At 62.0% G+C, this 14,118-nt stretch carries 11 protein-coding genes; 4 read left to right on the forward strand and 7 right to left on the reverse strand.

Going from position 1 to position 14,118, the window contains the following annotated elements:
• Positions 1 to 24: 24 nt before the first annotated feature.
• The 6 genes from gspG to gspC all read right to left on the reverse strand — a co-directional run bounded on the left by gspG (position 25) and on the right by gspC (position 6,664).
• The gene (gene gspG, locus K419_RS0119690; protein ID WP_026843038.1) at positions 25 to 468 is read right to left on the reverse strand and encodes a type II secretion system major pseudopilin GspG; all 444 of its coding nucleotides are present in this window, start codon (positions 466 to 468) and stop codon (positions 25 to 27) included.
• A 53-nt stretch (positions 469 to 521) separates the two neighbouring features.
• Complete coding sequence (gspF, locus tag K419_RS0119695) at positions 522 to 1,724, reverse strand: type II secretion system inner membrane protein GspF (protein ID WP_026843039.1); 1,203 nt, start codon at positions 1,722 to 1,724, stop codon at positions 522 to 524.
• The gene (gene gspE, locus K419_RS0119700) at positions 1,705 to 3,267 is read right to left on the reverse strand and encodes a type II secretion system ATPase GspE (protein ID WP_026843040.1); all 1,563 of its coding nucleotides are present in this window, start codon (positions 3,265 to 3,267) and stop codon (positions 1,705 to 1,707) included. Before gspE ends, gspF begins: the two co-directional genes overlap by 20 nt.
• 66 nt (positions 3,268 to 3,333) lie before the next feature.
• Positions 3,334 to 5,223 (reverse strand): type II secretion system secretin GspD, encoded by a 1,890-nt coding sequence (gspD, locus tag K419_RS0119705; protein WP_226377749.1) that lies wholly within the window; start codon positions 5,221 to 5,223, stop codon positions 3,334 to 3,336.
• 87 nt (positions 5,224 to 5,310) lie between these two features.
• Complete coding sequence (locus K419_RS0119710; protein WP_026843042.1) at positions 5,311 to 5,679, reverse strand: four helix bundle protein; 369 nt, start codon at positions 5,677 to 5,679, stop codon at positions 5,311 to 5,313.
• A gap of 94 nt (positions 5,680 to 5,773) precedes the next feature.
• Positions 5,774 to 6,664, reverse strand: coding sequence for a type II secretion system protein GspC (gene gspC, locus K419_RS0119715; protein WP_026843043.1), 891 nt, complete (start codon positions 6,662 to 6,664; stop codon positions 5,774 to 5,776).
• Positions 6,665 to 7,098: 434 nt separating this feature from the next.
• Between gspC and mqnB the strand changes: the two genes are divergently transcribed.
• From mqnB to K419_RS0119735, 4 genes are all read left to right on the forward strand, one after another.
• Complete coding sequence (gene mqnB / locus K419_RS0119720) at positions 7,099 to 7,830, forward strand: futalosine hydrolase (RefSeq protein ID WP_026843044.1); 732 nt, start codon at positions 7,099 to 7,101, stop codon at positions 7,828 to 7,830.
• 189 nt (positions 7,831 to 8,019) lie between these two features.
• A complete protein-coding gene (locus tag K419_RS0119725; RefSeq protein ID WP_035497645.1) occupies positions 8,020 to 8,886 on the forward strand; it encodes a 1,4-dihydroxy-6-naphthoate synthase in 867 nt (288 codons plus the stop codon).
• Between the two features lie 87 nt (positions 8,887 to 8,973).
• Positions 8,974 to 11,154: a PAS domain S-box protein gene (locus K419_RS0119730; RefSeq protein WP_026843046.1), complete on the forward strand. Its 2,181-nt coding sequence runs from the start codon at positions 8,974 to 8,976 to the stop codon at positions 11,152 to 11,154.
• 105 nt (positions 11,155 to 11,259) lie between these two features.
• Complete coding sequence (locus K419_RS0119735; protein ID WP_026843047.1) at positions 11,260 to 11,724, forward strand: septal ring lytic transglycosylase RlpA family protein; 465 nt, start codon at positions 11,260 to 11,262, stop codon at positions 11,722 to 11,724.
• A gap of 127 nt (positions 11,725 to 11,851) precedes the next feature.
• On the opposite strand, the gene K419_RS0119740 is transcribed toward K419_RS0119735, so the two are convergent.
• Positions 11,852 to 13,786, reverse strand: a complete 1,935-nt coding sequence (locus K419_RS0119740) for a tetratricopeptide repeat protein (RefSeq protein ID WP_026843048.1) — start codon at positions 13,784 to 13,786, stop codon at positions 11,852 to 11,854.
• Between the last annotated feature and the right edge of the window lie 332 nt (positions 13,787 to 14,118).

The raw sequence follows: 14,118 nt of genomic DNA on the forward strand, positions 1-14,118 counted from the left end.
GTTGCCATACCGTTGTCGCCGCCTCTACTTCATGTTCCAGCTCTGGATGTCGGCGTTGTTCCCTTCGCCGCCGCGCGCGCCGTCGGCGCCGAAGGAGGAGAGGTCGTAGTCGCCGTGCTCGCCGGGGGAGAGGTAGACGTAGTCGCCGCCCCAGGGATCCTTGGGAACGTTCTTGTTCTCCAGGTACCCCTCCGCCTTGTAGTTGTTGGGGATCTTCCCGGTCGTCGGTTTCGCCACCAGCGCCTGCAGCCCCTGCTCCGTTGTGGGGTAGCTGCCGCTGTCGAGCTTGTAGAGCTTGAGCGCCGTCTCGATGTTGCGGATCTGCACCTTGGCGTCGGCGATCTTCGCGTCGTCGCTGCGGCCGATGATCTTCGGCCCGACCATGACGGCCAGGATGCTCAGGATGACGATGACCACCATCAGTTCGATCAGAGTGAAGCCGCGGCTGTCTTTCAGTGTCTTGAACATTGCAAAACCTCCAATATCAGAAAGTCGGATTGTATTTAAGCGTATCCCGTCACTCATTTGACCAGCTGATTGAGCTGCATGATGGGGAGCAGCACCGCTATGACCATGAAGCCGATGGTGAGCCCCATCCCCAAGATGAGGAGCGGCTCCAGCATCGCCATGGACCTCGTCACCGTGGCGTTGAACTCCTTCTGGAAGGCGTCACCTGCCTTGATGAGCATCCCGTCCAGCTCGCCGCTCTTCTCTCCTACTGCGGTCATGTGGGTCAAAAGCGGCGGGAAGAGCGGACTCGCCTTGAGCGACGCCGAGAGGCTCCCCCCCTGCATCAGGCTCTCCCTGGCCTCGGCCAGGAACGCCTTGTACTCCCGGTTCACCACCGCCTCGCCGGTTATGTCCATCGCTCTTATGATGGGGACCCCGCTTTGCAGCAACAGCCCCAGCACCTTGGCGAAACGCGACAGCACCAGGCGCTGCCAGAGCTGCCCCGCCACGGGGAGCTTCAAAATCAGGCGGTCGCGCTTTCGCACCAGTTCCTCGCTCTTGATCAGCCGCTTGTACCCGGTCCAGAGTGCGAACGCCGCGGCCAAAAGGAGCCACCACCCCTTCCTCACCAGGGCGCTTGCCTTGATGAGGATGATGGTCACCATGGGAAGGGTCGCCTTGTTGGTCTCGAAGACGGCGGATATCTTGGGGACCACGAACCCCAGGAGCACCAGCATGACCGCCGTTCCCACCACCACCATGATGGCGGGGTAGATGAGCGCGGTGATGACCCGGCTCCTCACCTCGGCCTGATCCTCCTGGAACTCGGCCAGCCGCTCCAGCACCACTTCCAGTGCGCCGCTTGCCTCTCCGGCCGCGACCATGCCGATGTAGCTCTCGGAGAAGACGGCCGGCTCGGCGGCCATCGACTGCGCCAGCCCCTGCCCCTCGGCGAGCCGGTCCCGCACCCGCCCTAATACCTTTTTCAGTTCGCCCGGCGCTTCCTGCTCCCAAAGCGTCGCCACCGCCTCGTAAACCGGGACGGCGCTTCCCAGGAGCGTCGCCAGCCTGCGGGTTGCGAGCGAGAGGTCGGGAACGCTGACGCCGGAGCTGAAGAACTTCCGCTTCCCACCTTCCACGGCGGGGGCGATCTCCTTGGCGTAGAGCCCCTTCTGCTTCAGTTGCAGCCGCGCCTCAGTTTCGCCGGCGGCATCCACGGTCCCGGAGACCTCGGCCCCTTTCTGGTTGAAGGCGCTATAGCGAAAGGTCGGCATAGTCGTCCTGGGTCACCCTCAGGACCTCCTCGATGGTGGTGATCCCCTGGGCTGCCTTGGCGAGGCCGTCCTCGCGCAGGGTGCGCATCCCCTTGGAGACGGCGTATTCCTTGATGGCGCCGGAGGAGGCCTGCCGGATGATCATGGAGCAGAGTTCGGCGTCGATGGGGAGAAGCTCGTAGATGCCGACCCGCCCGATGGTCCCCAGGTTGAAGCACTTATCGCAGCCGCGGCCCCGGTACAGAAGCGGCGGGAGTTCGACGCCGGGGTAGCTTCTGTCCGGGACATAGGATTCCTTGCAGTGCGGGCAGATGACGCGGACCAGCCGCTGCGCGAGTACCGCGGAGAGCGAAGAGGCGACCATGAACGGCTCGATCCCCATGTCGATCAGGCGGGTCACCGCGGTGGCGGCGTCGTTTGTGTGCAGCGTAGAGAGGACCAGGTGGCCGGTGAGCGAGGCCTGCATGGCGATCTCGGCGGTCTCGGCGTCGCGGATCTCGCCGATCATGACGATGTCCGGGTCCTGCCTCAAGATGGAGCGAAGCCCCGCGGCGAAGGTGAGTTCGATCTTCGGGTTGACTTGGATCTGCCCCACACCCTTCAACTGGTACTCGATCGGGTCCTCGACGGTGATGATGTTCTTCTCCGGCGAGTTGATCTGGGAGAGGGCCGCGTAGAGCGTGGTGGTCTTGCCGCTGCCGGTAGGTCCCGTCACCAGGATGATGCCGCTGGTTCTCGACAAGAGCCGGTCCATGAGCCGGTCGTTGCCGTCGGAAAGCCCGATTTCCTTCAGGGAGAGGACGCCGCGCTGCTTGTCCAAAAGCCTCAATACCACGCGCTCCCCGAAGAAGGTGGGGATGAGCGACACGCGGATGTCGACGTCGCGCCCGGCCACCTTGACCCTGATGCGCCCGTCCTGCGGCAGCCTCTTCTCGGCGATATTGAGCCCGGACATGATCTTCACGCGGGAGGTGAGCGCCTCCTGGATCACCTTGGGGGGGGAGAGCATCTTGTACAAAAGGCCGTCGATCCGGAAGCGGACCTCGAGCTCGCGCTCGAAGGGCTCGATGTGGATGTCGCTCGCGCGCTCCTTAACCGCCTGGAACAGGATCGAGTTCAGAAGCCGGATCACCGGCGCCTCGTCGGTCAGCTCCATCAGGTCGCGCGGTTCGTTGAAGGTGGTGGCGAGGGTGGAGAGCTCTTCCCCTTCGAGTTCCTCGACCACCTCCTGGGCGGAGCCGGAGAGGCGGGAGTAGAGGCGGTTCACCGCGTCCAGAAGAGCCGGGCGCGGGACTGCGACTACGGAGACCGGCTGCGAGAAGAGCCCGGCCATCTCGTCCAGCGCCAGGAGGTTCGCCGGATCGGCGCTGGCAGCGACGATGGAGCCGTCCTCCTCGTGCAGCGGGAGCAGCAGGTTGTTGCGGGCGAAGTTGAGCGGGACCCGGTTCACCAGCGCCCCGTCTACCTTGGTGTCGTCGATCTCGGCCTGGTAGGGAAGGCCGAGCCGTGTCGCTATTTCTTCTATGTCTAAGCTTTCTGCCATGTTGGGCCTGTTCGCTTGGGTTTGGCTGCTGCCGGTTGCGGTGGGAGGATTAGCTCCGCACCGGCCTTAGGGCTTGTCCTCGGTCACCGATTTGGGCTTTTCCTTGAGAGCCTGCTCCAGGTTGATCGGCTCGCTGGTCTTCACCGCGTCGCTGAAGGCGTTTCTCTGGTTGACGGAAACCTCGGCCATGTCGCGCGCGTCCTTGATTATGCGCGGGGTGAGCATGATCAGCAGGTTGGTCTTGTCCCGGGTGGTCTTCTTGGTCTTGAAAAGCCATCCCAGGAGCGGGATGTCGCCCAGAAGCGGGATCTTGCTTTCCGTAACCTGGTCCGTGTCCTGAATCAGTCCGCCGATGATGACCGTGTCGGTGTTCTTCACCACCACGGAGGTCTTGGCCGAGCGCTTGGTGCTTCCGAGGTTGGGGTTCGTGGCGGTGCCGAAATCCTTCACCGCGGAGATTTCCTGGTAGATGTCGAGCTTTATGTACTCGCCCTCGCTGATCTGGGGCTTGATCTTCAGGATGATACCGGTGTCTTTCCTCTCGATCGACTGCTGCGAGAGGCCGGTGGAGGTGAGGTTGGTGCCGGAGAGGAAGGGGACGTTCTCGCCCACGAAGATCTCGGCTTCCTTGTTGTCGCTGGTCATGATGTTGGGGGTGGACAGGACGTTCAGCGCGCCGTTACTCTGCAGCGCCTTGAGCGTTGCGGGGAACAGGGCCACGCCGGCGTCCGGTGCCAGACCAAGGTCTTTGGCGAGGGTCAAGGCTCCGGTGAGGCCGGCTACGGCGCCGAAGGGATCGAAGGTTCCGACGGTAGAGAGCGTGCCGTTGGAGGCTCCGGCTATCACCCCCCATTGCAGGCCGAGTTCCTTCGCCTTGTTGGCGGAAACCTCGGCGATCATCGCCTGCACGAAGACCTGGCGGCTGCGGCGGTCCAGCTTCTGGATCACCTGCAAGAGGTTCTGGTAATCGGTGGGGGAGGCCATGATGACAAGCGAGTTCGTTGACTTGTCGGGGGTGATGGTGATCTTCCCACCCTCGAAGATGGTCTGTTGCGGAGCCGTCGCGGCAGCGCCCGCAGCGGGCGCCGGCGTGGCCGCCGTACCTTTGAGTAGGCCATCCAGCACCTTGGCGACCTCGGCGGCCTCGGCGTTTTCCAGGTAGTAGACGTTGACCTTGCTGCTGGTGGTGGGGGGGACCACGTCGATGAGCGCGATCAGCTTCTTCACGTCCGCCTTGTCCTTGTCGCTGCCGAAGATGATCAGCGCGTTCAGCCTGTTGTCGGGCACTACGGTCGAGGATGCGGTGGTGGCGGCAGCCGTGCCGGGGGCTCCCCCCTTGGAGGACTTGCCGCTCATCCAGTCCTTGACCAGGGTCGCCACGCTTTCGGCGGCCGCGTTTTTGAGGAAGACGAGTTCGGCACCCTCGCGCACCTGATCCGTGTCGATGTGCTTGAGGATCCCCAGCACCTTCTGGATGTTGAATGCTGAGTCGACCACGAGGATCATGTTCGCCGCGCCGAAGGCGGAGATCTGGCCGTCCTTGGAGACCAGCGGCTGCAGGAAGGTCACCGCGTCCTGTGGGGCGACGTGCTCCAGCTGGATCACCCTGGCCTGGTAGCTGTCGTTCACTACGGAGCGTTCACCGTCGAAGAGGATCCTCATCCCCGACTGTCTGGCGCTGGACGTGGGGACGATCTTCAGCACCTTTCCCGCCGGTACCACGGTGAACCCCTTGAGTTCGAGGACCGAGGTGAAGACGTTGTACGCCTCCTCGTTGGAGAGCTTCGCCGGGGAGAACACCGAGATCTTTCCCTTCACCCTGTCGTCCATGATGAAGTTCTTCCCGGTCAGGTCGCTGACGAATTTCACCATGGTGGCGATATCCACGTCGGTGAAGTTCAGCACCACACCCTTGGCGAACACCAGGGTCGGTGCGGCGAGCAGGAACATGAGCATGGCTGTGATGCGCGCACATCTTCTTTTCAAGAAAACCCCCCCACAAAGGCAGATAAAGGCAGATAAAGATAGAGATAAAGATAAAGACTAATCGGAATGCATTTCCTTCAGTGCCAATACAATTTTGTTGATTTCCTGGTACAGCTGAGAAAGGCGGTCATCGAGTGAATCCGCTTCTTCGCTTTTAAGGTAACCGACCCTTTTGGAATATTCGAGGTGGCTTTGTGTTTCGGTTAAAGAGCCACGTGCATGATAATAAAAGTTGACCTTGTCAAGGAGATGCTTTCTACCATAAGCTTCGGCTATGATGGCTGATATGCTCAAGGCCGACCGTCTAATCTGGGAAGTCAATCCGTAATCTTCTTTCTTAGGAAGGTGTTCCGTGGCAGAGTAAACCTGCTCGGCCACAGCCATCGCGTGTTGCCAAACCGGCATGTCCTTGAAGCCACGGTACATGGCATCCTCGGCGCTGATATTCTTGGCTTACCTCTTCCTCCCTGTCTTGCCTTGCCTTTCCTCAATCTTTATCTTTATCTGCTTCATCTCTGTTTTACCTGATGTCGTAGTTAAAAGTAGTCGGCTGCCCGTCGCGGATCAGGTCGAGCTTGATCCTGCTCTGCCCCTTGAGCGAGGCGAAGGACTGGATCGCCTTCTCCGGGGAATCGATGGGGAAGTCGTTCATCCTTAAAAGCACGTCGCCGTTTCTGATGCCGATGGTCCCGAAGATCCCCTGCGGCTTCACCTCGGAGGCGCGGAACCCCTCGACCTTCCCGTCCTTCATGCTGGGCAAAAGGCGCGCGTCGGTCATGGCCTGCCCTATGTTGTCCAGCGCGGCGTTCAAGGCGCGTTGGTCCACGACGTAGTTGCCGGATCCGGTCGGCGAGGCGAGCCCCCCGGCGGGGGCGGCGGGGAGGGCGGGTGCCGGTTGCGCCGCTGCTGCGGCTGCCGCGGTAGGCGTCAGGATCTTCACCCTCTTGCCGCCGATGAGGATCTCAGCCACGTCCTTTTTCACCGAAACGAGCGGGCCTGCGGAAAACACCGTCTCTCCCAGCCGGAACACCCGTTCCTCGCGGGTGGAACCCTTCTGCACCAGGGCGAAACTTTCCCGGAAGGAGCCGACGGCCGTTCCCAGCAGGGTGAGGTCCCCGACCGACGGGGCGACGGCTACTGCCGCCTGCCCCGGAGCCGCTGCCGGCTGCAGGATGGCGCTGAGCTTCCCCTGGGTTGCCTTGCCGAAGAGCCCGCGCTCCAGGATCGGCGCGAAAGCGAGCAGGTCCTGGCTGTCGCCGGGGGCCTGGGCCGCCGTTTGCGCCTGCTTCTGGGCCGTCCTGGGATAAAGCCCGGAGATCTTGAAGCTGAGCAGGTCCGCGGCGATAAGTGCCGAGACCGCGATGAGCGCAAGGCCAAGCGATATGTTGAGGGGGAGAATCCAGCGCGGCATGAAAGACCCTTTGTCTGCTGAGTAGTTGAAGCTGTGCGAATATATTAGATGGCTTTGAGTTATGCAACAAAAAAGGGGGCGCGATCGCGCCTCCGGACGCTACGTGGACGCCTTGCCGCCCCCTTCGGCATGGGGGCGAAAGAAAGATTAATTAATCTCTTGGCGCGCCCTTTCTAATCAGTGCGTCTGCAGTGTCAGCAAGAGCTGTGCCGCTGCGCCTGGAGCGGTTCCCTGTTCCATAACCTCTGCCTGTTGCGTCCTTTTTTCGGGAAGCGCTTCCATGAGCCGGCGTCAACTGTCGGAATCGCCCCGCGAAACCGCCCCCGTTTTTGACGCGAGACAGATCTTTGACGCCGCCGGCTCCGGTAGTTGCTGTCCGCTTCGCTGCTGTGCTACACTGCCGGAGCCCATCGAGCAGTCTTCGGAGAAAACGCATGAAGCCAGTCATCGTAACCGCATCGACCACCTTGGAACTCTCGGAGCTCATCGCCGGCACCTCCGCCGTCGCCGTTACCGGCGTCGGCCACCTGCGGGTCTATCGCGCCAGCTATCGCGGAGCGGAGCTGGTCATCGCCGTAACCGGCATCGGCAAGGTGAACGCGGCGGCCGCGACCACGCTGCTGCTGGAGCGCTTCGGCGCTGAGCTGCTGATCAACACAGGGTGCGGGGGCGCGTTCCCCGGCTGCGGCCTCGGCGTAGGGGACCTGGCGATAGCTCAGAGCGAGACCCTCGCGGACGAGGGGGTGCAGACCCCGGACGGGTGGAAGAGCCTGGAGCTGATCGGCATCCCCGTATTCCAGGGGGATGGGAAGCGGATCTTCAATACCGTGCCGCTGGACCTGGACCTGGCCCGCGGGGCAGAGGCGCGCGCCCGGGAGCTCGGGCATGGCGTTGTCTGCGGTCCCTTCCTCACCGTCTCCACCTGCAGCGGGAGCGCCCTCCAGGGACAGGAGCTTTTGCGCCGCTTCCCGGGGGTCTGCGAGAACATGGAGGGGGGAGCAGTGGCGCAGGCGGCACTTCCATACGCGGTCCCGTTCCTCGAAGTGCGCGGCATCAGCAATATGGTCGAGGACCGCGACCTCTCGCGCTGGGACCTGAAGCTCGCCGTCTCCCAGGCGCAGAAATTCCTCCTGGACTATCTGGAGCACCTGCCGCTATCTGTGTGACCACATCAGGCACGGCTTCCGGCCTCCCCGCACAGTCAAACCCCAGCAGCCACCGTATGACTTGACTTAAACCACCGCAGAAAAAATGCAACCTTCTCTTGCACTCCCGCCATAGAAACAGTATATTAAAAAGTTCAGATTCATCCGATAGTCAGACCTATGACAGAGAACAGATGGAGCAATGCCAGAATGAACACTTTTGATACCGAGCAGATAGAGAAAAATTCGTCTCCGATACTGTCGCTGGGATTCTCTCCCTGTCCCAACGATACCTTCATCTTCGACGCGCTGGTCCACGGGCGGGTGGAATGCGGCTACGCCTTCAAGGAGCGGCTGGAGGACGTGGAGACGCTGAACCGGATGGCGCTCTCGGCAACGCTGGACGTCTCCAAGGTTTCCTACCACCTGCTTGGCCACATCCTGGACGACTATCTGCTCCTGAGAAGCGGCGGGGCGCTGGGGCGCGGCTGCGGCCCCTTGCTGGTGGCGCGCGAGAAGCTCGACGCGGCAAGCCTTTCCGGCAAGAGGATCGCCCTCCCCGGGCGCTACACCACCGCGGCGCTGCTCTTGAGGCTCTTCAACCCGTCCCTTTCCGACTTCGTCTACCTCCCCTTCGACAAGATCATGGCGGCGGTAGCCGACGGCTCGGTGGCCGCCGGCGTCATCATTCACGAGTCCCGTTTCACCTACCAGGGGCATGGCCTGCAGAAGATCCTGGACCTGGGGCAGTGGTGGGAAGAGGAGACCGGGCATCCCATCCCGTTGGGAGGGATCGCGGCCCGGCGCGACCTGGGGAGTGAGACCCTCCTGGCGCTGGAGCAGGCGATCGCCGCGAGCGTGGAGTGCGCCTTCAAATACCCGGCGCAAGCGCGACCCTACATCAGGGCACACTCGCAGGAGATGAGCGACGAGGTCTGCGACGCCCATATCGGCCTCTACGTGAACGACTTTTCCCGCGGGCTGGGGAGAGAAGGAGAGGCCGCAGTGCGGCTTCTGCTAGGGCGCGCCGAGGCGGCGGGGATCATTCCTCCCCTGCGGGAGCCGCTGCTGATCTGATTCCGGCTGGAGGGAAACGCTAAAGTTATCCTTTTTCGCTGTCGATACGTGCAAGCGGCAGCACTGGCTGCCTGGAGGTTGGTTCGGATGTTAAAGACGTTGAAATGGAAGCGGCAGGGGCTATTGGCCGCCGGTCTCTCCTTGCTGTTCTGGCTCGGGGACACGCTCGTCGACGCCTATGTGTTCGGGAGGAGGTCGTTCTTCGACCAGCTACTGGACCCCGAGCCGTTCGAGATATCCCTGCGCATATTCTACGCTTCGCTGGCCGGGATCTTATTCACCGGGCTTTTCACGCTCTGGGAGAAGGGGCGCAAGGTGGAAACGGCCCTGCGGCATTCCGACGATCTCTCCAAAATCTTCTTCGGCTCCTCCCGCGACGCCATCTGCGTGATCAAGACCGACACCCTCTCCGTCTCCGACGCCAACAGCGTTTTCGTGCAGAAATACGCGCTGAAGGATGCTCAGTCGGCCGGAAGCTTTCCCGAACTCCTTGCCCGCAACGGTCTCACGGACCAGGTGCTGGGGCAGCTCGCGGCCTGCGCCGGCGGCGCCGCCCCGGTCAGCTTCGAGATCAGCTACCGCGCGGCGGATGGCGGCACCTGCTACGAAGAGGTCTCCATTCACCCGGTGGGCGAAACGCAGCAGGATGTGGAGACTGTGCTCTACGTGGCTAGGGACATCACGGTGCGCAGGCGCTCGCAGGAGATGCTGGAGGCATCCGAGGCGAGGTACCGGGCGATCTTCGAGAACACCGGGACAGCGATGGCCATCATTGAGCCTGGAGGGATGCTGCAGACGGTGAACCGCGGCTTCGAGGCGGCCAGCGGGTTCAGCCGCAGCGAGATCGAAGGGAAAAGGGTCTGGACCGACTTCGTCAAAAGCCCGGAGGGAGGCGTGCTCGACCGGAGCGCGGGCGCACAGCGCCGCACCTTCGAGGCGCTGCTGGAGGATAAAACCGGCACGCAGCGCAGCATGGCCGGTAACTGGGCGCCCGTCGAGGGAACCGAACAGGCTGTGCTGTCGCTGCTCGATATCAGCGCGAACAAGGAGGCCGAGGAGGAGCTCAGGAAGAGCCGGGCCACCCTCGCCGTCGCCCAGCGCATCGCCCGGCTGGGTAACTGGGACTGGGACCTCTGCACCAACTCGCTCAACTGGTCCGAGGAGATGTACCGCATTTTCGGGCTCGACCCGGCCGGATTCACCCCCACGTATGACTGGTTCCTGCAGGTGGTGCACCCGCAGGACCTGGAGCGCGTGGTTCGTTCGACAAACGACGCCATCTACAACAGCAAGCCCTATCAGATCGACTACCGTATCTTGCTCCCAAGTGGCGCCGTGCGCACCCTCTCGGCCAGCGCCGAGGTGACCTACGACGCCCAGGGGAACCCGCTGCACATGGTGGGAACCAACCAGGACATCACTTGGCGCATCGAAGCGGAAGAGGCGCTAAAGAGCTCTGAGGAGAAGTTCTCCAAGGCTTTCCACGCAAGCCCCGACTCGATCGTCATCACCCGAGCCGCGGACGGAACCTACATCGACGTCAACGAGGCGTTCCAGGTGATCACCGGGTACTCGCGAGACGAGGTGATTGGCAAGAGTTCAACCGAGGTCGGGCTTTGGGCAGACCCCGATGCGCGCATGGTGATGCTGAAGCTTTTGAACCAGCACGAGCACGTACGCAACCTGGATGTCCGCTTCCGGGTGAAATCGGGGGAGGTCCGGGAGATGATCTGGTCTGCGGACGTCATCGAGTACGACGGGGAAGCCTGCCTGATCGCCATATCCCGCGACGTGACGGACCAGAGGCAGATGGAGAAGGAGCTTCTGGAGAGCGACGCCCGCCTCTACATGAAGCACGAGGAGCTGAAGAACGTCTTCCACCAGATGGAGGTGATCCGCCGCGAGTGGGAGGAGATCATGGACTGCATCAGCGACATGTTCATCCTCGCCGACCAGTTCGGCAAGATCCGCAGGTTCAATCGCGCCGTGGAGACCTTCACCGGCAAGGCGCACCGCGACATCGTGGGGAGGGACTGCGAAGCGTTCCTTAAAGAGCACGGCCTGGGGGCGCACCTCGAATCGCCGGACCTGGAGTTGCTGCACAAGGAAACTGGCAAATGGTTCGTGGTGAAGCGCCATGCCTTTCCGAACGCCGAAGTCGACGGCTCGGCGCGGGAAGTGGTGATCATTAACGACACCACAAGCATACGGCGCAGGACCGGCCATGAGGCGCCAGAAGCGGCAACAGAGGTTTCTGCTGCTAATTAGAAACCGTCGGCAACTCGGCAGGTTAGAGCGCTGCGGGCTCCTGGGAGCTTGACTTGAGGCCGGGGGCGTGCTATACGAGAGCCTCGCCCAACAAAGGAGGTGCGCATGGCATCACCCGAGCGGAGCGGCAGGACGGCACGCATTTGCGCGTTCGTCTTGATGCTCTTCCCGATCCACACGCTTCCCCTGCTGGCTGTAGAACAAGTAGAAAAACCCGCTGTAGAGGCATCTGTTGAAAAAGTAGAACCGCAACAAAAATCGGTGGTGAACAAACTGGTGGGCATAGCGTCGTACTATGCCAGCAAGTTCCACGGGAGGCGGACCACGTCCGGGGAAAGGTATCATCCTGAAAAGATGACCGCCGCCCATCACAGCCTCCCGCTGGGGACCAGGGTTCGGGTCAGGAACCTCGCCAACGATAAGGAAGTCACGGTTGTGATCAACGACCGCTGCCGCAAGAAAAGCGTACCGTTCATCGATCTGTCACGCGCTGCGGCAAGGAAACTGGGTTTTCTCGGTTCGGGGGTGACCAAGGTGGCCATCATCCCGCTCCCCGCGGAAGAGTCCTAGTAAAAATTCATACATCTGGGCGAACAGACGGAAAAGGCCGGGGGATATACCCCCGGCCTTTTCTCGTTGTGCGTCTGGTTGCGCCGCAGAAAACGGGGACACTGAAAAGTAGCCCGTCCCCCTTTATTTAATCTTCCTTGCTCTTCTTCTTGGACTTTTTCTTCTTGGACTTCTTGGCAGGCTTGTCGGCGCTGTCCTTCTTGGATTTCTTCGCTTCCTTCCCTTTTTTCCCCTTCTTCCCTTTGGCCTTGCTCCCGTTGGAGGACTTGTGCTTGCGGTAGCTCCTGGGCTCGGGGTTGAACTCGTCCTTGATGTTGCTCAAAAGAACCTGGGCTTCTTCCAGGTCGGGGTCCGCCTTCCTCGCCGCTTCGAGCGACTCCTTTGCCTCGGCGATGTGGCCGTCCTTCATCTGGACCCGTCCCATGGCGTTCAGGGCCTTGGCGTGGTCGGGCTTCAGGGTCACCGCCTCCTTGTATTGGGCGGTGGCCGCGTCGTAATCTTTCTGGAATTCGTAGACGAGACCTAGCTTGTAGTGCGCGTTGGGATCGTTGGGGGAGAGATCCACTCCGTCCTTCAGGAGCTTGGCCAGGGCATCGTAGTTCTTGTTCTTGACATAGATGGCGGTGAGGGCGGTGCGGACTTCCTGGTCGTCCTTTTTCAGCCTGAGCACTTCCTGGTATTCGACGGCCGCCTCGTCGATCATGTTTCTTTTTCTCTGCAGGTTGGCGAGCTCGCGGTGGGCGTCCACCGACTCGCCGTCCAGCTTGAGGGCTGCCTGGTAGGCCCCGGCCGCAGCGTCGATCTCCTTGCTGTTGACGTAGGCGCGCGCAAGCTTCAGCTGCAGCGCCGGGTCGGCGGGGTTCGTCTTGATGAGCGCCTGGTACTGTTCGAGGGCCTGGTTGAAGCTGCCGCGCAGGGTGTAGATGTCGGCCAGGCGCTGCCGCGCCTGCTGCTTGTCGGGGCTCGATGCCAGTACCTGGCGGTACTCGACCACCGCCTCGTCCAAGAGCGCCTTGCGCTCGTAGATCCCGGCAAGGTTGAAATGGAGCTCGGGGTTTTCCCCCTTGTTTCTCAGCGCGTCGCGGTAGTACGACATCGCTTCGTCCTCGCGTCCCACCGCGAGCAGGGTGTCGCCCAGGCGCTGCTGGGCCACCGCGTCGTCGGGCTCCTCGGCCACCCGCAGCCGGTACTCGCTGATGGCCATCTCGTACTCTTTAGCGAGGCGGTGCTTTTCAGCCAGCGCCATGTGGTCTACCTTGGGAAGTTCCTTCTGCTTCGAGCCGATGCCGGCGAGCCCCCGCTCGTAGTCGGCGCTCTTCGCGTCGCCCTTGCGGGCATATGCCTCGGCTAAGAGCCGGTGTATCTCCTTGTTGGCCGGCTGGGCGATGGCCGCGAGCTTCAACTCGCCGACCGCCTTGTCCGCCTCGCCACGCTCCAAGAGAAGGGTGCCAAGGCCAAAGCGGGCCTGCGCGTTTTCGGGCTGCAAGACCAGGGCCCTGCGGTAGGCGTCCTCGGCCTTCTGCTTCTGCCCCGCCGCGTTGTAGGATGCAGCGATGCCGGTGTAAAGCGCCGCGTCGTCGGAGAAAGCGGCAATGGCCTCGTTGTAGTGGAAGATGGCGAGGAGGTGCATCTGCTTGTCCGCCATGACCCGGGCGAGCCCTGCATGGTAGCGGGGGTCGCCGGTCTTAAGCCCTGCGGCAAGCTCCACGGCAGCTTCCTCGCCGGCACCCTTCTGCAGGTGCAAAAGGCCCAGGTTTCCGCTGGCGGGGTAGAATTCGGGGTCGAGGGAGAGGGTCTCGCGGTACTCGCTTATGGCGGCGTCGACATTGCCGCTTCTCTCGAAGGTGAGCCCCTTAAGGTAGTGTCCGGCAGGTCCGGTCGGGCAGAGTTCTGCCACCCGTTTCTCGGCTTCCTTCCTTTTCTGCTCGCCCGCTTGCGGGGAGAGCTCGATGATGATGCGCTTGGCGTCGCGGCAGGCGTTGCCCGAAGGAAACGGCCAGTTGAATCCGGTGGAGAACAGGGTCACCGCAAGAAGCGAGGATAGCGCTGCATATCTTTTCATGTATGGCCCTTTTGTCTTATATGTTGTGGGGAAGGCACCCGAAGCTGGCGCCGACGTACTCCCGGCAAGCGGTGCCGGGCGCTGCGGGGACGCAGGGGGCCCCGTGCGGTTGGCGGATTATACACAGCGGCACTATTAAATTCAATTGCAAAACGCCAATCATTAACGATGACGGAGCTTTGCGCCTGGAAACCCTTGCAAACAGTGGGGGGGTATTAGGTTAGGGCGGATTACCTTGACTTTCATGATAAAGATGGTTAAATCTTCTGCACCCGGTCAGCCGTGGCCACCACGGGGGCCGGTCTTTTTGTATGTGCTAAAGGCCCGGAGAA

The organism is Citrifermentans bremense R1, from assembly GCF_000426865.1.
Classification (GTDB): Bacteria; Desulfobacterota; Desulfuromonadia; order Geobacterales; family Geobacteraceae; genus Geomonas; species Geomonas bremensis.